Here is an 18,937-nt window from a genome sequence, read left to right as displayed (position 1 = left end):
GAGAGTGGAAAGAAACACTGTAAGCAAGCCAGCATGGCGTTAGTACGGTATAAATGACACTCGATGCCAATTTCACGCCAAACATGTCCAGCCCGATGATTTCGCCGGCGCAAGCTGCCACTGCAGACGGTCCACTCCTGCTGGTTGTGGCGCGACAATCCAGTACGGTGCGGGCCACACGACGCCATCGCCATGCGCGCGGGCAGTTGCTTGGCGCAACAACGGGCCTGCTGTCGGTCGAGGCGGGCTGCAGCCGTTGGGTAGTACCCGCCACGCATGCCGTCTGGATACCGCCAAACGTACCGCATGGGCTGCGCTCGCATGGGCCTTTCGTGGGGTGGAGTATGTATGTCGTGGCACCCGCCTGCACCGAACTGCCCAACGAGCCTTGCGTCTTGGCTGTCTCGGGTCTGATGCGCGAGGCGGTGGCGCGTGCCGCCTCGTGGACGGGCAGTGCACTTGATGCGTCGCAGGCTCGGCTGGCGGGCGTCATTCTCGATGAGATCCGTTCATCGCCGCAGCTTGCTCTCGGCCTGCCTATGCCGCAGGATGCGCGACTGCTGAGGATCACCCAAGCCCTATCCGACCGGCCCGATGATGGGCGGCGATTGGAGGAATGGGCTGACTGGGCAAGTATCGCATCCAGGACACTGACCCGCCGTTTCATTGCCGAGACCGGGTTCACCTTCACCGAATGGCGTCAGCGCGTGCGTTTGCTCAAGGCGCTGGAGCTGCTGGCGTCGGGCCGGCAGGTGACGGCGATTGCGTTGGACCTGGGATACGACAATGTGAGCGCGTTCATCGCCATGTTCCACAGGGCCTTTGGTGTCACCCCAGGGCGCTATGCAGCCTTGAAGCGTTGATTCGATCCTCTGCCGAGCGTGTCAGCGCTTCGCGTCGGGCCGCATTCATTCGCCATTCATCCGCAACTGCCTATCATGCTTCCATCCTGTCACCCTGCAAAGGCTGGATCATGATCCCATCGAGAGAGCGCTACAACCGCCTGATGATGACGGCTCACTGGCTGATGCTGGCTTTGCTGATCGCCATCTATGCCCTGATCGAACTGCGCGGACTGGTCCCCAAGAGCAACCCGCTGCACGATGCGATGAAGGCATGGCACGCCATGCTGGGGCTGACGGTGTTCTGCCTGGTGTTCGTCCGCCTGATCATCCGCAGCGCATCGCGCATCCCGCCCATTACACCGCCGGTTCCGGCCTGGCAGCACCGGCTGGCGCAGGCCATGCACATCACTCTGTACGTCTTTCTGATTCTGATGCCGCTGCTGGGCTGGCTGACGCTGAGCGCACAGGGCAAGCATGTGCCTTTCTACACGTGGGAATGGCCCGCCCTGCTGGGGCCGGACGAAGCCCTGGGCCACACGCTGCAAGACACCCATGAAGTCATCGGCAACATCGGCTATTTCCTGATCGGCATGCACGCCGCTGCCGCCCTGGCGCACCATTATGTCTGGCACGACAATACGCTGGTGCGCATGCTGCCCGGGCAGCGAGCAGACGCCGTTCGGCTCAACCGTCATCAGGACCGGCGTTTCTCCAGCCACTGAAAGATGCCCATGCCCGCCAGCATGGCGGCGACGAACAGCGCCGCCTGCCAGCGCCCCGCCCCCAGACCGACCAGTGCCGGACCGGGGCACAGGCCCACCAAACCCCAGCCGATGCCGAACACCAGGCTGCCGACAACAAGCCGACGATCGATGATGCGCACGGCAGGCAGCGTCAAGGGCAGCCCCAGATAGGTCGTCGCCCGTCGGCCTGCCAGCCGGAACGCCAGCAGACCGGCCAGCACGGCGCCGCCCATCACCAGCACCAGGGAAGGATCCCAGGCCCCGGTGATATCCAGAAAACCAATGACCTTGGCCGGTTCGGCCATGCCCGACACCAGGAGACCGATGCCAAAGATCAGGCCGGACAGAAATGCAGTGAACAATGCCATGATGTGATCCTTACCATCCCAGAAAATGGCGCGCTGCCGCCACGGTCAACATGCCGGCGCCGATGAAGCACACAGTGGCCACCAAAGAACGCGGCGACAATCGCGACAGGCCGCACACGCCGTGCCCGGAGGTGCAGCCGCCCGCATAGCGGGTGCCCAGCCCCACCAGCAGCCCGGCGAGGATCAGGATGCCGGCATCCGCATCGATCCGGATCGGAGCGCTATATCCCATCCCGTAGGCCAGCCAGGGCGCCGCCATCAAGCCGGCCAGAAAAGCCAGCCGCCAGCCGCGGTCCCCCGGCCCTGCTCGCAGCAAGCCGCCCAACACGCCGCTGATGCCCGCAATGCGGCCATTGAGCAAAATGAACAGGGCAGCCGCCCCGCCGATCATCACGCCGCCGATCAAGGCGGACCAGGGCGTAAAAGCATTCCAATCAATCATGATGGGTTCCCGTAGGACAGTAAATGGCATAAAGCGCCACCAGCACCCGCAGCATCTGCGCATTGGCGACGCGGTAAAAGACCTGCTTGCCGCTGCGCCGGGTAGCGACCACGCCTTCGGATCGCAGCACCCCCAGCTGCTGCGACAAGGTAGGCTGATGGATGCCCAGCAGGGTTTCCAATTCACCCACGCAGCGTTCCCCCTGGGATAGCTGACACAGCAACAACAGGCGGTCGGAATTGGCCAGGACTTTCAGGTCGGCCACCGCCAAGGCGGCGGCGTCCCGTAAACGGTCAGGGTCTAAAGTGTCGGAAGACATGGCACAGGCAAGCAGTAGGGATTGATTAATAATATATCAATTAATATAATATTATTCAATAGATTGAAAATCAGAGCGCTATGATCAGACAGCTCCCTTGTGGGCGCTGTCGCCTTGAACCCAGGAAACCGCCGTGTCCCTTTCGATTCAGCCATTTTTTGATTCCGTCACCGGCACCGTCAGCTACGCGCTGTCTGATCCCGCCAGCCAAATGGCGGCGATCATCGACCCCGTGCTGGACTACACGCCGGCATCCGGGCGCACATCCACGGCATCCGCCGACCGGATGCTGGACTATTTGCGCGATCAGGGATTGACTCTGCAGTGGATTCTGGAAACCCATGCGCACGCCGATCATTTGTCGGCTGCGGCCTATCTGCGGCAGCAGGCCGGGGGACGCATCGCCATCGGCGCACCCATCCGTCAGGTACAAGGGGTATTCAAAACCCTGTACAACCTGGGGGCGGAATTCCAGGCCGACGGCAGCCAGTTCGACCATCTGTTCGCCGATGGCGACACCTTCATGATCGGCACGCTGCAGGCCAGCGCCCTGTTCGTTCCGGGCCACACGCCGGCGGACATGGCCTATCAGGTAGAAGACGCCGTCTTTACCGGCGATACGCTGTTCATGCCCGATCTGGGCACGGCGCGCACCGATTTTCCGGGGGGTGACGCGCGGACGCTGTACCGGTCCATCCAGCGCATCCTGGCGCTGCCGGATGCCACCCGGCTGTTCGCCTGCCACGACTATCCGCCCGACACCCGTCCCGCCGCCTGGGAAAGCAACGTGGCTCAGCACAAGGCGCACAACATCCACGTGCGCGACGGCATCACGGAAGACGCCTTCGTAGCGCTGCGCCAGGCGCGCGACGCCACGCTGGATGCCCCGGCGTTGATGCTGCCGGCGCTGCAGGTCAACATCCGCGCCGGCCACCTGCCGGCTGCCGAAGCCAACGGCCTGTCCTACCTGAAGATCCCGCTCAATGCGCTGCCTGCGGCGTCAGCAGGGGCGAAAGAACCTCGCTGACGTCACGTCACGGCGAACGTCAGAACGTCGAGGCGCAGTGCCCGCCGCTAGGCGCCACACCCGAACCAGCAGCAATCAGCGGAGGTTCGGCGCGGATGTTGACCGGAGCGCTGTCCATCCAGTCCCAGGCAAAGAACGAGACCAGCAGCAGCCAAAAGACCAGGGTCAATAATCGGTTCATCATCTGGCGCCCCGTTCAGAACGCAAACCGGCGGCGCACCCGCACACCGATCAAAGAACCCAGGAAGGCCATCGGCACCCAGATCCAGCCGTGCAGGCTGCCAGTGGAAATACCGCTGACCATGGCGCCGATATTGCAGCCGAAAGCCAAGCGGGAGCTATACCCCAACAGCAGCCCCGCCCCCAGCCCGATCATCCACTGGCTGGCCGTCATGGGCCGTGCGGCGGCGCGCGGTTTGCCGGCGGCAATCCACAAGGCGCCGGCCAGGATGCCGATATTGGTGATCGAGGTGACGTCCAGAAAAACGGATTGGGCCAGCGTGGCGGCATTGACCGGTTCGCTCCAGAAGGCGTTGGCCGCCGGATCGAACAGATGGGTCGCCGTGGCCAGCTTGGCGGCCCATAGGCCAAAGCCGTACACAATGCCCCAGGGCTGGCCGGCGATCACCAGATTCAGCACCGCCAGCAAGGCCAACAGCACCGCGCCGATCAACAGTTTCCGGTCCCACCAAGGGGCTGCGGCCCCGGTCCAGCGGGTCACGCTCCAGCCGATCACAGCCAATCCTGCCAGCGTCAACAACAAGGCCGTGGGCGCACCGACCTGCGTCACCAGCCCATAAGGCGGCAAAGCGCCCAGCGACAGCCATTGGTCCAGGGTCGCGGACCCCAGAAAGCTGCCGATGGCAAACAAGGGCAGAATCGCCATGTTCATGGGAATGCCCAGACCGGCTTTGTACAGGGTGCCGGAACCGCAGCCATCGGCCACCTGCATGCAAGCGCCGAACACGAAGGCCCCGACGATCAGACTGACGCTGGGCGGCCCCAGCGCCGCCCCCAGATCCGTCGGATAAGCCGCCAGCAAGGGCATGGACACGGCGGCGGCGATCGCCAGCAAGACCAACTGCGCCAACACGCCGGATGGATCCCGCTGTTCGATCAAACGCCGCCAGCCGGTGGTAAAGCCGAAGCGCGCGCCGGACAGCACGGCGCCCAGGCCGATGCCGACCAGAAACAACAACGCCTGACGCAAGGCGACGGACCAGGCCAGAAAGACCAGAAAGGCAGCCAGCACCACCGCCAGAGGAAGTCTCTTCATCATGAAATATCGGCCTGTTTAACCGAACAGGCCTTTGACCTGGTCCAGAATCTGGCTGCCGCGACTGGGGACGTTGCTCATGGGCCGGGACGAATCCTGCGACCATTCGGCCAGCGATTCCGGATACAGCCGCACATTTTTCACGCCGACCACTTCCGACAGCGCGAACCAGTCGGTCGCCGCCCAGTGGCCGGTGTTGCAAAAGGAAATCGTTTCAGCCGCCTGTTCGCCGGGCAGCAGTTCCGCTGCGATCTGACGGGCTTGATCCGAGGACACGAAGATCGAAGTGCCGGGCTGGAACCAACGGCCGTTTTCCACGTTGACCGCGCCCTGGATGGTGCCCGGCACCTGGGCGGTGGGGGCCTTGACCTTGCCCAGATAGAAATCCAGTGGGCGCGCATCGACCAGACGGGTCTGAGGATTGCCGACCTGGGCCGCTACCTGGTCCGTGGTCGCCAGAATGTTTTCGTTCAGCTGCGCCTGGAAAGCGCTGGCCGCGACGGTCGGCGTCGCCTGGTCTTGCGCCAGCCCCGCATCCGCCCAGGCCTTCAGCCCGCCATTCAAGACCGACAGATCAGTCAGACCCAAGTATTTCAGCGTCCAGTAGACCCGCGCCGAGGCGCCGAAATCCGAGCTGTCCGCCCCCGAAGACACCACGACGGCATGCACGCCCTGATCCACGCCCAGCGCCTGCACCAATTGCGTCAAACGATCCACCGGCGGCAGCTGGCCGGGATTGTTCGCCGGGCCGCGCCACTGAGCATAGGGGGCCGACACCGCGCCTGGAATATGACCAGCCGCATACGCTTCGGCGGGGCGGATATCGATGACGCGCACCGAGGCCTGTTGATGCAGGGCATTCAATTCAGCCGGGGTCAGCAGCGGCTGGGCCGCCCAGGCGCTGGTCGTGGCGGCCAGGGCCAGGACCGCGCCACTGAAAAAGACAGACAGAAGTTTCATCGCGCAAACCATAAGAGAAAACGGAACAGGCGATCATTGTCCCAGATTCAATCTGGCGGCCAGCGATACAGATATAGCTGTCAGTTATATGAAAAACAGGACACTAAGCACGCAACGGCCCCGCCTGATTGGCGGGTACGATCTGGATGATCCGCGCAGCGCTGTCGGTGGCGGCGGACAAGGCGGCCTGGGGCGATGCGCCATCCGCCCAGGCGTGCACGAAAGCCGAGGCGAAGGCATCGCCCGCCCCGATAGTCGAAACCGCCGGGACGGTCCGGGCCGCATGAAAATGCCCTTGTTCGCCATCAAAAAATAACGCCCCGCCGGACCCCAAGGTGACCAGAATGGACTGCCCCTGGCGCCGGATCAGCCGGCGGGCCAGGGCCTGCGCCACGTCGGGCGGCGGCGCATCGGTCTGCAAAGCGTTCCCGCCTCCCAGTTTCGCCGCCTCGTTGGCATTGACGCATAACAGATCCGCCTGATCCCACAGACCGTGCAAGGCGGCGGGATCGGACAGCTGCCGCGCGCCAGGCGTCACCACCAGACGAAAGGGCCGTGCCGTCATGTCGGCCAGGGCATCCTGCAGCCACGCCTGGGATTCCAGAGACAAGCCCGTCACATACACGACATCGGCCTGCGACAGGCCCGCGAAGCCCTGCCCGCCGACCCAGGCGCTGGCGCCGCGCTGCGCATAGGCCCGGGCGGCGCCCGCATCATCCACCATCACCACCGCCTTGCCGGTCGGCAGCGTGTGATCTGAAATCGCGGCGCGAATTCCGTGCCGCTGCAGCAAATCACGGATCAGACCGCCTTCCAGATCGCGCCCCACGCAGGCATGCACCGTCACCTGCGCGCCCAGCGCTGCGACGTTCAGCGCCGCATTGACCGCCCCACCCCCGGCATACAGGCCGATATGGTCCACATCCTGCTTGGCGCCCCGCATGGGCTGGACATGAGAAACGACGATATCGACGATGGCCGCGCCAATGGTGGTGAAGTGCATGCTGATCCAGACCGTAAGGGTGACAAAGATCGGAAAGCCTAATCCAGACGCCGGGGGATAGCAATGCCGCCGCCCCCGCACGCGACAGCCAGCCATCCGGCACAGGTGCGGGTACCCCCTAGGCGATGCCAAGAAAAATCAGGGTTTTCCCTTGTGCAGTACACTGCTGAGCTGAAGAATTCTCTTCCCGATCTCATGCCCCATTCCCATTCCCCGGCCCAGCGAGCGCCCGCATCGCCCGGCCTGGTCATCCTGGCGCTGGCCATCGGCGCCTTTGCCATTGGCACGACTGAATTCGCCACCATGAGCCTGCTGCCCTATTTCGCGCAGGATCTGGGCATCGACGCGCCGACCGCCGGGCACGTCATCAGCGCCTATGCGCTGGGCGTGGTGGTGGGCGCGCCGCTGCTGACCGTGCTGGCGGCCCGGATTGCGCGGCGCACACTGCTGATCTGGCTGATGGGCATGTTCTCGCTATTCAACGCTCTGTGCGCCTTTGCACCCAACTACGAATCCCTGCTGGTGCTGCGGTTCTTGAGCGGCCTGCCGCACGGCGCTTATTTCGGCATCGGATCCCTGGTGGCGGTATCGCTGGTGCCGCACAGCAAACGCAATCAGGCGGTGGGCCGCATGTTCCTGGGTCTGACGGTGGCCACCATTGTCGGCGTGCCGCTCGCCAACTGGCTGGGTCATGCCCTGACCTGGCGGTGGGGCTTTGGCCTGGTCGCCCTGTCGGGCCTGCTGACGATGATTCTGGTGGCGCGGCTGGCGCCTCATAGCCCGCCGGAACCAGGCGCCAGTCCCCGACGCGAACTCGGCGCCCTGAAGCACCTGCAGCTCTGGCTGACCCTGGCGGTGGGCGCCATCGGCTTTGGCGGCCTGTTCGCGGTCTACACCTATCTGGCCGACGTGCTGCTGGAAGTCACCCATGTCTCGCCAGAGACCGTGCCGCTGATCTTGAGTGTCTTCGGCATCGGCCTGACGGTAGGCAATATCCTGATTCCCTGGCTGGCGGACAAAGCCATGTTGCCGACTGCGGCGGGCCTGCTGCTGTGGAGCGCGGCCATGACCGCGCTGTTCCCGCTGGCTGCCGACCACGTCTGGTCAATCACCCTGAACGTCTTTTTCATCGGTTTTGGCGGCGCGCTGGGGACGGTGCTGCAGACCCGGCTGATGGATGTTGCGCGGCATGCCCAGGGCCTGGCTGCCGCGCTGAATCATTCTGCCTTTAATTTCGCCAATGCCCTGGGGCCGCTGTTGGGCGGGATGGCCATTGCGGGAGGCTACGGCTGGACCTCGCCGGGCTGGGTGGGCAGCGGGCTGGCGCTGGGCGGCTTTGCCATCCTGATGCTGTCCATCGCCCTCGACCGGTCCCGCGCCGCCCGCTAAATCAGCCCATCGAAATCCGAGGCGGCGTGGCGTTCGCGCAGGTTGCCCTCGGCGGTACGATTGACCAGCCGCCCCCGCTGCACAGCCGGGCGGTCTGCCATATGATTTGCCCAGCGCAGCACATGCTGGTAATCCTGCGCCGACAGGAACTCGGTGACGCCATATACATGACCCAGCACCAGCCCGCCGTACCAGGGCCAGATCGCCATATCGGCGATGGTATAGGCATCCCCCGACACATATTCATGCTGCGCCAGACGCTGGTCCAAGACGTCCAGCTGGCGCTTGGCTTCCATGGCAAAGCGGTCGATGGCGTATTCGATCTTGATCGGCGCATACGCATAAAAATGCCCCAATCCGCCGCCCACATAGGGCGCGCTGCCCACCTGCCAGAACAGCCAGGACAGGCATTCCGCGCGGCCTGCCGGATCCGTCGGCAGAAAGGCGCCGAACTTTTCCGCCAGGTGCAGCAGGATGGCGCCGGATTCGAACACCCGGATGGGTGATGCGCCGCTGCGGTCGACCAGGGCCGGGATCTTGGAATTCGGATTCACGTCGACAAAACCGCTGCCGAACTGGTCGCCTTCGCCGATCTGGATCAGCCAGGCATCGTATTCGGCCCCGGCATGACCGGCGGCCAACAGCTCTTCGAGCAGGATCGTGACTTTGATGCCATTGGGCGTACCCTGGGAATACAGTTGCAGGGGATGCCGGCCCACCGGCAGTTCCTTGTCGTGCGTCGGACCCGACACGGGGCGATTGATACTGGCGAAGCGCCCGCCGCTGGGTTTTTCCCAGACCCAGACTTTAGGCGGAACGTAATCGGACGGCTGATTCATAGGTGATGGGCTCCTGCCGGCGAAGCGGCGCGATGAAAGTGATGCCGGCCCGGCAAACGCCGGACCGGACGACATCAATAATGGGGAGGACGCTCGTCTTGCGGATTGCGCGCGCCGGACGGCCCCTCGGGGCCGCGCTGCTGACGCAGGCTGAGCAATTCGCGGGCCAGAGCTTCGATCTGCTGCTGTTGCCGGAACACCGTCTGATTCAGTTGATCCAGCAGATCGTCGGCATAGACGGCCTTCATTTCCAGTTCGACGATACGCGCTTCCAGCACAGCCTGTTCACTCATGTCCATACCCCCCGGCAAGCCCTTATTACAGCACAGGCGGCAAACCGGGGGCCGACGGTCAAACGGCCAGGAACTCCGCCAGCATGCCGGCCACCACCTGGGTGGCGCCTTTTAGATCAGTCAGCACGACATGCTCGTCGGCCTGCTTGGCCCCGGATTCCAGCACCGTGCGCGGGCCGGCCCCGTACATGACGGTGGGAATACCGTGCTCGGCGTACAGTCGGGCATCGGCATACAGGGGCGTGCCCACCGCAGGAATGGTCTCGCCGAATACATGGCGGGCATGCTTTTGCAGGCTGGCCACCAGCTTTTCATGACCCGGCAAGGGACGCAGAGCACGGGCCAACAACAGCCGGCGAATACCGATTGTAATACCTGGCAGCCCCTGGACCGCCGCCTGAATGAATTGCCGCACTTGAGCTTCGACCTGCTCGGGGTCTTCTTCCGGAATCAGGCGGCGGTCCATTCTCAGCACCACCTGCCCCGGCACCACATTGGTATTGGTGCCGCCCTCGATCCTGCCGACGATCATGGTCGGGTTCGTGATGCCGTCGATGCCGGAATGGATGTCATCCAGCGCCGCCGCCTGCCGGTAGATTTCCGTCAGGATGCGGTTGGCCGCTTGCAGCGCATCGTGGCCGGTCTTGGGCGCCGAGCCGTGCGTTGCTTTGCCGTTGACCGTGATTTCAAACTGCAGGCAGCCGTTGTGCGCCGTGACCACCGCATAGCTGAAACTGGCGCACACCGCATAATCCGGCTTGCTCAGACCATGATCGAGCAACCAGCCGGGGCCTTTCAGGCCGCCGAATTCTTCGTCGTAAGTAAAGTGCAATTCCACCGCGCCTTTCAGCGAGGCGCCGCTGGCTTCCAACGCCCGCACGGCATGCAGATAGGTGGTGAAATCGCTCTTGGACACCGCGGATGCCCGGCCGTACAGACGCCCGTCGACGACCTCGCCGCCGTAAGGATCGTGGGTCCAGCCGTCACCCGGCGGCACCACGTCGCCATGCGCATTCAGGGCGATCACCGGACCGCCCGACGCGTACTGGCGGCGCGCGATCAGATTGGTGATGCTGCGCATGCCGTAAGCCTGCATTTCATCGGCAGGGACGGCATGGCGTTCCACCTGCCAGCCCCAGCCTTCCAGCACGGCGGCAACCGCCTCGGCATGCGGGGCGGTGTCGCCCGGCGGCGTATCGGTGGGAATGCCCACCAGGCGCTGCAGCAGCGCCACCTGTTCATCAAAATGCTCGTCCACCCAAGCATGCAGGCGGGCGGACAAGGCCGGATCCACAGACGCGGTCGTACTCATCATGAACTCCTGAAACCGCGGGCGCCCGCAGGCGCCCGCACTCATCAACGAGACAAACGTCCCCAGATGCGCACACGGCTGATGCCGCCATCGGGGAACATGTTCACCCGCACGTGCGACACCGCCCCCACTGATTTCAGCGCGGCGCCTTCGTAAAAGTGCTGCTTGTCCATCTCGGTCTTTTGTTCGCCCAGAATCTCGGGCCAGAACATGGCTTGCGTGATCAGCGACTGATCGGTGGATTCCTTGACCAGCGCGCCTTGCACGGACACGCGATCCGGGTAGTTGCCCTTGAAGTGAGCCGTGTCGATCTCGATTTTCTCGACCGTGACCGGATGGCCCAGTTCGATGATGACCCAGTCATTGCCGGGTTCTCGACGGCGGCGGGTTTCCCAGCCATCGCCCATATTGGCGCCACGACCAGGGGTCAGCAGCGGCATGGGCGAGCCAAAGTGGGAATCGTTGTAGCCCACGATGCGCCCGCCGCTGGCCAAGGCAGACACTTCGTACAAGGTGTTGGGGTCTTGCTTGTCCCAGTCGCAGGCCGGCTGACCATAGACGCGCAGGCGGGCCACGCCGCCATCCGGGAAGATGTTCAGGCGCAGGTGCGTCCAGACACGGTCATCCGAGATGTCCACAAAATGATGGGAATTGCCCTTCAAGGACGTTGCCGCTACGATTTCCACCCATTCGGTCTTGTCCGTCGGGTCGCCCTCGCAGCGGGCGGCCTGCACGGATGCCGCCGGAGGAAAATTACCGGTGAAGTGACTGGTATTGATGTCCAGACCGCGAATGACACCGGGCAGACCCAGTTTGATCACGGCGGTATCGTTGCCGCCGTTGCGACGGCGCTGCGTTTCCCAGCCGTCCATCCATTTGCCATGATCGTCGAACTTGCCCACGATGAACACAGGCTCGGAGTCCTGCAGCATACGTGAGGCGCTGGCGAAAAATTCGTCCGTGCAGGACACGACTTTCGCACCCATTTTTTCGCTGGCCAGGTTCGGATGGCGAGTGGCAAAAACAGGCAGATCGACAGCCGGGGCATCGATCACGGTGCCGACGGGCAGATTGAGAGAAGCCATGGTGATACGCTCCAGAGATTCAGAATGAACCCATCCGGGCCGCAGCCCAGATGGTGAGGCGCCGGGCCTCATGCCCAGCGGAAAAACAGTCCTGACATTCAGGACGCCGCGCCCGCGGCGGATATCCACCGGCGCGGGGATGGTCTTAGGCGGCCTTGAAGGGATGTTCCTTGACCCAGTGACGGGCAATATCGGCCCGCGTGGCGATCCACACCCGGTCGTGTTTCTGGATATGGTCCAGGAAGCGCTGCAGGCCGGCAAAGCGCGCCGGACGGCCCGTCAGACGGCAATGCAGGCCCACGGACATCATCTTGGGCGCGGTGTCGCCCTCGGCATACAGCACGTCGAACGCATCGCGCAGATAATGGAAGAAATGATCGCCCGTGTTGAAACCCTGGGGCGAAGCAAAGCGCATGTCGTTCGTATCCAGGGTATAGGGCACGATCAGCTGCGGATGGGTCTTGCCATGACCCAGATCGACCTCGGTCCAGAACGGCAGGTCGTCGCCGTAATAGTCGGAGTCGTACAGAAATTTGCCTTCTTCTGCGACGATGCGCAGCGTATTGGGGCTGTCGCGACCGGTATACCAGCCATCGGGATGACGACCCAGCAGCCGGGTGACGATGTCCACACAGCGCTGAAAATGCTCACGCTCGACCGATTCGGGCACGTGCTGATAATGGATCCAGCGGTAGCCGTGGCACGCGACTTCGTGCCCCAGTTCGACAAAGGCGCGAGCTGCTTCCGGATTGCGTTCCAGCGCCATGCCCACGCCGAACACGGTCAAGGGCAAACCGCGACGCTCGAATTCCCGCAGAATGCGCCAGACCCCGGCCCGCGACCCATATTCATAGATGGATTCCATCGACAGATGACGATCGGGATAGGCGGCGGCACCGATGATTTCCGACAGAAACTGCTCCGACCCGGCATCTCCATGCAACACGCAGTTTTCGCCGCCTTCCTCGTAGTTCATGACGAACTGGACGGCCACACGGGCCTGGCCCGGCCAATTGGCCTGCGGGGGAGTACGGCCATAACCGGCCAGATCGCGCGGGTAATGGGGGTCGGTCATGATGGGTCTCCTGAGGGATGAATATCAACGCGGGATGTCAGCGCCGCGCATTAAGGGCCGACCAGGGATCGATGACGCCGTCTTCCGGCGTCTCCATCCGCTGTTCGCAGTCCTGTAAATGATGGTCCATGGCCGCCCGCGCGCCCTGAGCGTCGCGCTGCCGGATATGGTCCAGAATGTGCCGGTGTTCGACATACGAACAGGCGCTGCCTTCGGGGCTGCCGCCCAGGGCGATGATCAGCGTCGTGCGAGCGCACAGCCCCGACAGCATGTCCGTCAGTACCTGGTTGTCCAGCAAGCGGGCCAGCTCGACGTGAAATGCATTGGACAGCCGGATCCAGCTGATCCGGTCGCCCTGCTCGTAGGCCTGCTGTTCCCGATCCACCATCTCGTCCAGCGGCGCCAGGCGCCGGGCGATGTCGTCCAGTTCGACCAGCTGATCGATGGTGACGCCTTCCAGCGCGCGGCGCATGGCAAAGACATCGCGCACTTCCTTGGGGGTGGCTTGCCAGACCCGAGCACCGCGATTGGGCTCGATCAGCACGATCTTGTCGTAAGCCAGCTGCGCCAACGCCGCCCGCACGGTGCTGCGCGAACAGTCAAAGATCGAGCACAAGGCCGATTCCGTCAGCTTGGCGCCCGGCATCAGGCGGCGGTCCATGGCGGCATCGAAGATCTCGCCATAGACGCGATCGACTTCGGATGACTGGCTGGCAGGCTTCGGGTTACGCAGGGAAGAGGCCTTGGGGGCCTTCAGATCCGGCGAAACACCCCGTGAAGGTTTCAACTGGAGCATCGGCGTGAGCGATTCGGTATCGAATCATGGTCAACAAAAATTGTTGACAATTATTGGGGATCACGCGAGAATCGTCAACACAAATTGTTGACAATATGTCGGATGCCTCTCTGGACGCACTAAAACAGCCTGACCGGCACCGACGCCAACCATCCTGCCCCGAGACAATCCGTGCACTTGCGGACGCTTCGCGAACCGGTCCTGTGACCGGAACGGCCATACCGGGGGCCACATTGGCAGGATACTGACCGGGGATCAATCTCATGGGAAAACTCTCCACCCATGTCCTGGACACCGTACACGGTGTGCCGGCTCAGGGCGTCGCCCTGGAACTCTATCGCCTGGAAGGCGATACCCGCACTTTGCTCACACAGACCGCCACCAATCACGATGGCCGATGTGACGCGCCCTTGCTCAGCGGTGACGCGCTGCTCAAAGGGACATACGAGCTGGTCTTCCATGCGGGGGACTACTTCGCGGCCAAGGGCGTGGATCTGCCCGAACCGCGTTTTGTGGATGTGGTGGTGCTGCGTTTCGGCATCGCCCACCCGGAACAGAACTATCACGTGCCCTTGGTCGTGACGCCCTGGACCTGGTCCACTTATCGCGGCAGCTAAGCGCCGCCGGTTCCCCGGCATTCATCCAATAAAACAAAAGGAGACAGGGCCATGGAAGGCTTTTTCCTGGAATACGGCAATCTGCTGCTGCGCTGGCTGCACGTGATCGCCGCCATCGCCTGGATCGGCGAATCGATCTATTTCGTCATGCTGGATCTCAGCCTGCACGCCCCCAAAGGCGAACACAGCAAGAGGCTGGGCGTCTACGGTGAAATGTGGGCCGTGCACGGCGGCGGCTTCTATCACAACCAAAAATACCTGACCAACCCGGCTGAGCTGCCCAACGACCTGCACTGGTCGTTCTGGAAGGCCTACACCACCTGGCTGTCCGGTTTCGGCCTGTTCATGCTGTTGTACCTGCTGAAGGCCGACATCTACCTGGTGAACCCAGCCAGTCCCTGGGAATGGGCCCGCAACATGAGCGGCACCGAGGCCGGTATCCTGGCCGTGCTGTTCCTGGTGGTGGGCTACAACGTGTATTCGCGCCTGTGCCGCATCATCAGCCCGACCGTCAACCACGACGGCTGGCTGAGTGTCGCCGTGGGCGTGATGATGGTGCTCGTGGCCTGGTTGACGACCCAGATCTTTCCGGGTCGGGCGGCTTTCCTGATCACCGGCGCCCTGATGGCCACCTGCATGTCGGCCAGCGTGTTCTTCTGGATCATTCCCGGCCAGCGCCGCATGGTCAAGGCCCTGAAAGCCGGTGAAAAGCCCAACCCTTTGGATGGCGCCTGGGGCAAGCAGCGCTCGGTGCACAACACCTATTTCACGCTGCCGGTGATTTTCCTGATGCTCAGCAACCACTATTCATTCACCTATTCGAATGAATACGCCTGGGTCATCATGTCGCTGTTCATCTTCGCCGGCGCCGTGATCCGCCAGTATTTCGTGCTGCGCCACACGGGCAAGAACGATCTGCGCTACCCGGCTGCCGGCGTCATCATGCTGGCCCTGATCGGGTGGATCGCCGCGCCATCGCCTGCTACGCCGGTCGCGGGCCTGGCTAGCGGCGCACCCGCTCAGGCCGCCGTCACCATCGAACAGGTGCACGGCATCATCGCTGCGCGCTGCACCGAATGCCATTCGGTCAAGCCCACTCAGCCCGGCTTCGCCGCAGCGCCCGCCGGCATCATGCTGGACACCACGGCGGAAACGCTGCAGCACGCCGCGCAGATCAAGCTGGTGGTGGGCAATCAATACATGCCGCTGGCCAATCTGACGAAAATGACGGATGAGGAACGCGCCGTCATCGCCGCCTGGAGCGGACAGTAAGACCCGCCTCAGCGCACCGGATGCCGCTATCCGATGCGCTGACGCATCATCCACTGGCGCGGGGTCATGCCCAGTTCGCGCCGGAACGCCACCCGCAGCGCCTGCCCGTCAGGAAATCCGCTGCGGGTGGCGGTCAATTCAATCGGGTCGCCCGCCGCCAACAGCGCCTGCGCCCGCAACAGCCGCGAGCGCCGCAACCAGCCGCCCAGGTTGTCGCCGGTACGCGCGCGGATATGGCGAGCCAGGCTGCGGGGGCTGGCGCCCACCTGTCGGGCCAGGACTTCAAAGGGCGGTACGTCTACAGGGTCTGCGCGCAACCGATCCAGCAATTCAGCCACCCGATGATCGGTCTGTGAGACCGGCGCTGGACGCTCGACCACCTGGGGATGGCCGCCGCCACGCTGCGGCGCGATCACCATGCGGCGCGCGACGCGATTCGCCTCGGCCTGGCCGGAAATCCGCGCAAGAAGATGCAGGCAACAATCCAATCCAGCCGCGATACCGGCGGATGTCACGACCTGCCCCTCATCCACAAAAATCGCTCCCGCATCGACCTGCACGCGCGGAAACCGCGCGGCAAACGCCGGAATGCACGCCCAGTGCGTCGTCGCCCGCCGCCCATCGAGCACACCGGCCTGAGCCAGACCGAAGGCGCCCAGACACAGGCCGGCGACGATGCCCCCGCGGTCAACCGTGGCGCGAATGACACGCACCACCGGTTCGGGCAGCGGTTCATCCGCATGACGCCAACCGGGCAGTATCAGCAGATCGGCAGTCGACGCAGTGTCCAGCCCATGCGGGATCTGCACTGTCAGGCCGCCCTGCGTAGAAATCACAGGATGTTCGGCGCAGACGTCCACCTGGTGCGCCTCGTCCGCGAACGGTTCCCCGAACACGGCGATCGGCGTCGAGAGCATGAAAGGGCTAATAGCGTCGTAAGCGATGATGGCGATGTGCATTGGCTGAATTTAATTGAAAACTGGCCATCCAGCCAGTCGACCTGGCCTGTATCCGACCCTAAGATTGCCTGGACACCCATTCAGGAGAACCGCTATGCACCGTGCACTCGTCGTGATCGACGTCCAGAACGATTACTTTCCTGGCGGGGTGCTCCCGCTGCACGCCGCCGAGGACACAGAACCCGCCATCGTCGAGGCCATCCACAAGGCCCGGCAGGCGGGAGACCGCATCGTGCTGATCCGGCACGTCTCGCCCCTGGCAACCGGACTGTTTGCGGCTAACAGCCCGGGCTCCGAGATCCGGCCCGCCATCCTGACCGCTGCCGGGAATGCCCCGGTGGTCATCAAGCAGTTCGCCGATGCGTTCCAGGAAACCGATCTGGCCGCGCAGCTCAATGGCATCGACGCGCTGCTGCTGTGCGGCATGATGACTCAGAACTGCGTGGTATTCACCGCCATGTCGACCGACGCGCAGCCCTTCGGCGTCACCGTCCTGGAGGATCTGTGCGCGGCGCCGACGGAAGTCGTGCACCGCATCGCCCTGAACGCCTTGCGTTCCAAACTGGCTGTGAGCAAGACCGAGGATATCTGGGCGTAAGCGCGGCGGGCCGCATGCCGGGGGCGGTGCGGCGCCACGCCCGCCCTGCTCAGTGACTATTGGGCTGACAAATAAACCCCTGCGACAAGCCTTCCGGCGCGACCAGAGACCCGCTTTCTGCAATCTGGACCCTGGTATACCCCGGTGCGCAGCCGCAGGCGCCGGTCAAAGGATTGAGCGTCGCTTGCCCCGCGGAGCTGAAGCAGCCCCGGCGGCTATTGATCATATAGCCGCCGCCCGCCGGACGCGCCAGTTCCTGCCAGACGCCCTGGCGGCAGACCAGCAGGCCGGCGTAGCGGCCATCCCGGCCCACTGCGCTCTCGGTCGCGCAAGGGCTGCCCCCGATCCACCCCTGTTCCAGCACCACCCCCTCCTGGGTATGCACCCACGCGCCGCTGCGGATCGTGCCGCGCACCGAGGCATCGCCCTGGAAATCCGGGTTGCGGGTATCACGGACCCGCAGGAAATCCGTCTCGGCACCGGTCGAACCAGTCGCCTCATCGTCCGCCGCCAGCGTCAGATCAACCGCCAATGCGACCGCGCCTGCCCCCCAAGATGCCCCCTCAGGCAAGGCCAGACGACGCCCCACCCCTCTGAAATGCAGGGGATCGTGCGGCCAGAGCACCAATCCGCGACCCTGAGCGGCCATCAGCCACTGCGCCACCAACGCCTCATCGACTCCGCCGTCCGCGCGCCGCAAGCCGCCACGTGTGCCGATCAAGGCCTGCAGCCGACAAGGGGCGTGCGGACAAGCCCCCGTGCGCACTATCCGCAGCGCCAGCGTCTGACGCAAGGGCCCCTGGGCCTGCCAGCCATCCGCCATCAAGCCGGCTGCCTGCAGTTCCGCCCAATCGGGCGCCGCCCAGTCGGCAACGCCGTGGGCCGCCAGGGCCTGTGGCGCGTCCGCCTGTTGCAGGGCGGCGGCATGCTGGCGCAGATAGGCCTCAGCCGCCGCTCTGGCAGGTTCCATCCAGGCAGCCAGGGCCTGCGCCTGCGTGGCGCGGGCCCGCTGCGCCCATTCCTGACCGGCCCACACCGCCACGGCCAGGCTCAGCGCGGCCACCAACATGAATTCCAGCAGCAAAGAGCCGCGCTGACGGCGCTGCCTAGCGCACATGGAACACAAACTGGTTGGTGTCGCCCTTGGCGCAGGCCGATTCGGCGGATAAGGCGCTGTAGGGCGTCGTGTCGTCCTTGACCGTCCGGGCCGCCCCGCCGTTGGCGCTGACCGTGATACGGTCCGCCACCCGCTGCAGCACCGAGGCGATCGAGGGACACGCGACGTGGTTGACCTGCGCCAGGCGCACCAGAAAGCCGGCGCCGGCATCGTCAGATTCGACCTCGACCGTGCCGCCGCCACCCAGCCCATGCAGCACGGCGCCGGCGCTGGTGCGGGTCAGCACGGTCGAATCCGCCACCATCGAAGCCAGGTTCTCCGTGCCGATACCGGCATACGGCGGATCACCCGAGGTGCCGGCATTGACGCGCGTCTGCATCACGAACCGCGCGAGTTCCTGACCGACTTTGGGCACCTTGTTTTCAAGCACATATCCGCCAATGGCGGGAATGCCTATCACCGCAATCAACAACACAATGGCCGTGACGATAGACACCTCGATCAGAGAAAACCCCTGCTGAGACCGCCGACGCCCCCTTGCCGATCCCCTATTCCACACGCGTTCATCGTTCTGCATACACCCCCCTTGCCGTTTTCCGGCC

Annotated in this window: 23 protein-coding genes; 7 read left to right on the top strand and 16 right to left on the bottom strand. The window is 64.0% G+C overall.

Going from position 1 to position 18,937, the window contains the following annotated elements; translation table 11 throughout:
• The first annotated feature begins 53 nt into the window (after positions 1 to 53).
• Complete coding sequence (locus tag WBF69_RS05075; protein WP_424261864.1) at positions 54 to 863, top strand: AraC family transcriptional regulator; 810 nt, start codon at positions 54 to 56, stop codon at positions 861 to 863.
• A gap of 110 nt (positions 864 to 973) precedes the next feature.
• Positions 974 to 1,567 carry a cytochrome b gene (locus tag WBF69_RS05070; RefSeq protein ID WP_424261862.1) on the top strand — a complete coding sequence of 198 codons (594 nt, stop codon included), beginning with the start codon at positions 974 to 976 and terminating at the stop codon, positions 1,565 to 1,567.
• Here WBF69_RS05070 and WBF69_RS05065 read toward each other — a convergent pair.
• From WBF69_RS05065 to WBF69_RS05055, 3 genes are read right to left on the bottom strand one after another with little or no spacing between them, the layout of a single operon-like run.
• Positions 1,540 to 1,956, bottom strand: coding sequence for a DUF6691 family protein (locus tag WBF69_RS05065; protein WP_424261860.1), 417 nt, complete (start codon positions 1,954 to 1,956; stop codon positions 1,540 to 1,542). The two genes, WBF69_RS05070 and WBF69_RS05065, sit on opposite strands and share 28 nt — an antisense overlap.
• Positions 1,957 to 1,966: 10 nt before the next feature.
• Entirely contained in the window at positions 1,967 to 2,401 is a 435-nt protein-coding gene (locus WBF69_RS05060; RefSeq protein WP_424261925.1) for a YeeE/YedE family protein, read from the bottom strand.
• Entirely contained in the window at positions 2,391 to 2,717 is a 327-nt protein-coding gene (locus tag WBF69_RS05055; protein WP_424261858.1) for a metalloregulator ArsR/SmtB family transcription factor, read from the bottom strand. The genes WBF69_RS05060 and WBF69_RS05055 overlap by 11 nt, the downstream gene beginning before the upstream one ends.
• Before the next feature lie 133 nt (positions 2,718 to 2,850).
• On the opposite strand from WBF69_RS05055, the gene WBF69_RS05050 reads away from it, so the two are divergent.
• Positions 2,851 to 3,744 carry an MBL fold metallo-hydrolase gene (locus tag WBF69_RS05050; protein WP_424261856.1) on the top strand — a complete coding sequence of 298 codons (894 nt, stop codon included), beginning with the start codon at positions 2,851 to 2,853 and terminating at the stop codon, positions 3,742 to 3,744.
• 19 nt (positions 3,745 to 3,763) lie between these two features.
• Here the strand turns inward: WBF69_RS05050 and WBF69_RS05045 are convergent, their stop codons facing one another.
• The 4 genes from WBF69_RS05045 to WBF69_RS05030 all read right to left on the bottom strand — a co-directional run bounded on the left by WBF69_RS05045 (position 3,764) and on the right by WBF69_RS05030 (position 6,983).
• Entirely contained in the window at positions 3,764 to 3,925 is a 162-nt protein-coding gene (locus WBF69_RS05045) for a hypothetical protein (protein ID WP_424261854.1), read from the bottom strand.
• A gap of 15 nt (positions 3,926 to 3,940) precedes the next feature.
• Entirely contained in the window at positions 3,941 to 5,020 is a 1,080-nt protein-coding gene (locus tag WBF69_RS05040; RefSeq protein ID WP_424261923.1) for a YeeE/YedE thiosulfate transporter family protein, read from the bottom strand.
• An 18-nt stretch (positions 5,021 to 5,038) separates the two neighbouring features.
• Positions 5,039 to 5,980, bottom strand: coding sequence for a sulfurtransferase (locus WBF69_RS05035; RefSeq protein WP_424261852.1), 942 nt, complete (start codon positions 5,978 to 5,980; stop codon positions 5,039 to 5,041).
• Between the two features lie 103 nt (positions 5,981 to 6,083).
• On the bottom strand, positions 6,084 to 6,983 hold the full coding sequence (locus tag WBF69_RS05030) for a carbohydrate kinase family protein (RefSeq protein WP_424261850.1): 900 nt from the start codon (positions 6,981 to 6,983) through the stop codon (positions 6,084 to 6,086).
• Positions 6,984 to 7,178: 195 nt separating this feature from the next.
• Here WBF69_RS05030 and WBF69_RS05025 point away from each other — a divergent pair, with 195 nt between their 5' ends.
• Positions 7,179 to 8,372 (top strand): MFS transporter, encoded by a 1,194-nt coding sequence (locus WBF69_RS05025; protein WP_424261848.1) that lies wholly within the window; start codon positions 7,179 to 7,181, stop codon positions 8,370 to 8,372.
• On the opposite strand, the gene yghU is transcribed toward WBF69_RS05025, so the two are convergent.
• The 6 genes from yghU to WBF69_RS04995 form a co-directional block, all read right to left on the bottom strand.
• Positions 8,369 to 9,211 carry a glutathione-dependent disulfide-bond oxidoreductase gene (gene yghU, locus WBF69_RS05020; protein ID WP_424261846.1) on the bottom strand — a complete coding sequence of 281 codons (843 nt, stop codon included), beginning with the start codon at positions 9,209 to 9,211 and terminating at the stop codon, positions 8,369 to 8,371. The two genes, WBF69_RS05025 and yghU, sit on opposite strands and share 4 nt — an antisense overlap.
• Positions 9,212 to 9,285: 74 nt before the next feature.
• Positions 9,286 to 9,504: a SlyX family protein gene (locus tag WBF69_RS05015; protein ID WP_424261844.1), complete on the bottom strand. Its 219-nt coding sequence runs from the start codon at positions 9,502 to 9,504 to the stop codon at positions 9,286 to 9,288.
• 58 nt (positions 9,505 to 9,562) lie between these two features.
• A complete protein-coding gene (locus WBF69_RS05010) occupies positions 9,563 to 10,819 on the bottom strand; it encodes a M20/M25/M40 family metallo-hydrolase (RefSeq protein WP_424261842.1) in 1,257 nt (418 codons plus the stop codon).
• Positions 10,820 to 10,860: 41 nt separating this feature from the next.
• Complete coding sequence (gene alc / locus WBF69_RS05005) at positions 10,861 to 11,868, bottom strand: allantoicase (RefSeq protein WP_424261921.1); 1,008 nt, start codon at positions 11,866 to 11,868, stop codon at positions 10,861 to 10,863.
• 178 nt (positions 11,869 to 12,046) lie between these two features.
• Positions 12,047 to 12,976 carry an allantoinase PuuE gene (gene puuE, locus WBF69_RS05000; RefSeq protein ID WP_424261840.1) on the bottom strand — a complete coding sequence of 310 codons (930 nt, stop codon included), beginning with the start codon at positions 12,974 to 12,976 and terminating at the stop codon, positions 12,047 to 12,049.
• Positions 12,977 to 13,013: 37 nt separating this feature from the next.
• Positions 13,014 to 13,772, bottom strand: a complete 759-nt coding sequence (locus tag WBF69_RS04995) for a GntR family transcriptional regulator (protein ID WP_424261838.1) — start codon at positions 13,770 to 13,772, stop codon at positions 13,014 to 13,016.
• 263 nt (positions 13,773 to 14,035) lie between these two features.
• On the opposite strand from WBF69_RS04995, the gene uraH reads away from it, so the two are divergent.
• Both uraH and WBF69_RS04985 read left to right on the top strand, forming a co-directional pair.
• Complete coding sequence (uraH, locus tag WBF69_RS04990) at positions 14,036 to 14,389, top strand: hydroxyisourate hydrolase (protein ID WP_424261836.1); 354 nt, start codon at positions 14,036 to 14,038, stop codon at positions 14,387 to 14,389.
• A 51-nt stretch (positions 14,390 to 14,440) separates the two neighbouring features.
• Positions 14,441 to 15,661, top strand: a complete 1,221-nt coding sequence (locus WBF69_RS04985; protein ID WP_424261834.1) for a urate hydroxylase PuuD — start codon at positions 14,441 to 14,443, stop codon at positions 15,659 to 15,661.
• 26 nt (positions 15,662 to 15,687) lie between these two features.
• On the opposite strand, the gene WBF69_RS04980 is transcribed toward WBF69_RS04985, so the two are convergent.
• Positions 15,688 to 16,620: a GlxA family transcriptional regulator gene (locus tag WBF69_RS04980; protein WP_424261832.1), complete on the bottom strand. Its 933-nt coding sequence runs from the start codon at positions 16,618 to 16,620 to the stop codon at positions 15,688 to 15,690.
• 94 nt (positions 16,621 to 16,714) lie between these two features.
• On the opposite strand from WBF69_RS04980, the gene WBF69_RS04975 reads away from it, so the two are divergent.
• Entirely contained in the window at positions 16,715 to 17,218 is a 504-nt protein-coding gene (locus WBF69_RS04975; protein ID WP_424261830.1) for a cysteine hydrolase family protein, read from the top strand.
• A 49-nt stretch (positions 17,219 to 17,267) separates the two neighbouring features.
• Here the strand turns inward: WBF69_RS04975 and WBF69_RS04970 are convergent, their stop codons facing one another.
• Positions 17,268 to 18,335, bottom strand: coding sequence for a pilus assembly FimT family protein (locus WBF69_RS04970; RefSeq protein ID WP_424261828.1), 1,068 nt, complete (start codon positions 18,333 to 18,335; stop codon positions 17,268 to 17,270).
• A complete protein-coding gene (locus WBF69_RS04965; RefSeq protein WP_424261826.1) occupies positions 18,325 to 18,912 on the bottom strand; it encodes a type 4 pilus major pilin in 588 nt (195 codons plus the stop codon). The genes WBF69_RS04970 and WBF69_RS04965 overlap by 11 nt, the downstream gene beginning before the upstream one ends.
• Between the last annotated feature and the right edge of the window lie 25 nt (positions 18,913 to 18,937).

The organism is Castellaniella sp., from assembly GCF_049673105.1.
Classification (GTDB): domain Bacteria; phylum Pseudomonadota; class Gammaproteobacteria; order Burkholderiales; family Burkholderiaceae_B; genus Castellaniella.
This window is presented reverse-complemented; position numbering and strand designations above follow the sequence as displayed.

What these genes read in the sequence shown, in the direction of transcription:
- WBF69_RS05075 (WP_424261864.1), top strand. Translation starts at nt 54, where the DNA reads ATGACACTCGATGCCAATTTCACGCCAAACATGTCCAGCCCGATGATT.
- WBF69_RS05070 (WP_424261862.1), top strand. Translation starts at nt 974, where the DNA reads ATGATCCCATCGAGAGAGCGCTACAACCGCCTGATGATGACGGCTCAC.
- WBF69_RS05065 (WP_424261860.1), bottom strand. Translation starts at nt 1,956, where the DNA reads ATGGCATTGTTCACTGCATTTCTGTCCGGCCTGATCTTTGGCATCGGT.
- WBF69_RS05055 (WP_424261858.1), bottom strand. Translation starts at nt 2,717, where the DNA reads ATGTCTTCCGACACTTTAGACCCTGACCGTTTACGGGACGCCGCCGCC.
- WBF69_RS05045 (WP_424261854.1), bottom strand. Translation starts at nt 3,925, where the DNA reads ATGAACCGATTATTGACCCTGGTCTTTTGGCTGCTGCTGGTCTCGTTC.
- WBF69_RS05040 (WP_424261923.1), bottom strand. Translation starts at nt 5,020, where the DNA reads ATGAAGAGACTTCCTCTGGCGGTGGTGCTGGCTGCCTTTCTGGTCTTT.
- WBF69_RS05035 (WP_424261852.1), bottom strand. Translation starts at nt 5,980, where the DNA reads ATGAAACTTCTGTCTGTCTTTTTCAGTGGCGCGGTCCTGGCCCTGGCC.
- WBF69_RS05030 (WP_424261850.1), bottom strand. Translation starts at nt 6,983, where the DNA reads ATGCACTTCACCACCATTGGCGCGGCCATCGTCGATATCGTCGTTTCT.
- WBF69_RS05025 (WP_424261848.1), top strand. Translation starts at nt 7,179, where the DNA reads ATGCCCCATTCCCATTCCCCGGCCCAGCGAGCGCCCGCATCGCCCGGC.
- yghU (WP_424261846.1), bottom strand. Translation starts at nt 9,211, where the DNA reads ATGAATCAGCCGTCCGATTACGTTCCGCCTAAAGTCTGGGTCTGGGAA.
- WBF69_RS05015 (WP_424261844.1), bottom strand. Translation starts at nt 9,504, where the DNA reads ATGAGTGAACAGGCTGTGCTGGAAGCGCGTATCGTCGAACTGGAAATG.
- WBF69_RS05010 (WP_424261842.1), bottom strand. Translation starts at nt 10,819, where the DNA reads ATGATGAGTACGACCGCGTCTGTGGATCCGGCCTTGTCCGCCCGCCTG.
- puuE (WP_424261840.1), bottom strand. Translation starts at nt 12,976, where the DNA reads ATGACCGACCCCCATTACCCGCGCGATCTGGCCGGTTATGGCCGTACT.
- WBF69_RS04995 (WP_424261838.1), bottom strand. Translation starts at nt 13,772, where the DNA reads ATGCTCCAGTTGAAACCTTCACGGGGTGTTTCGCCGGATCTGAAGGCC.
- uraH (WP_424261836.1), top strand. Translation starts at nt 14,036, where the DNA reads ATGGGAAAACTCTCCACCCATGTCCTGGACACCGTACACGGTGTGCCG.
- WBF69_RS04985 (WP_424261834.1), top strand. Translation starts at nt 14,441, where the DNA reads ATGGAAGGCTTTTTCCTGGAATACGGCAATCTGCTGCTGCGCTGGCTG.
- WBF69_RS04980 (WP_424261832.1), bottom strand. Translation starts at nt 16,620, where the DNA reads ATGCACATCGCCATCATCGCTTACGACGCTATTAGCCCTTTCATGCTC.
- WBF69_RS04975 (WP_424261830.1), top strand. Translation starts at nt 16,715, where the DNA reads ATGCACCGTGCACTCGTCGTGATCGACGTCCAGAACGATTACTTTCCT.
- WBF69_RS04970 (WP_424261828.1), bottom strand. Translation starts at nt 18,335, where the DNA reads ATGTGCGCTAGGCAGCGCCGTCAGCGCGGCTCTTTGCTGCTGGAATTC.
- WBF69_RS04965 (WP_424261826.1), bottom strand. Translation starts at nt 18,912, where the DNA reads ATGCAGAACGATGAACGCGTGTGGAATAGGGGATCGGCAAGGGGGCGT.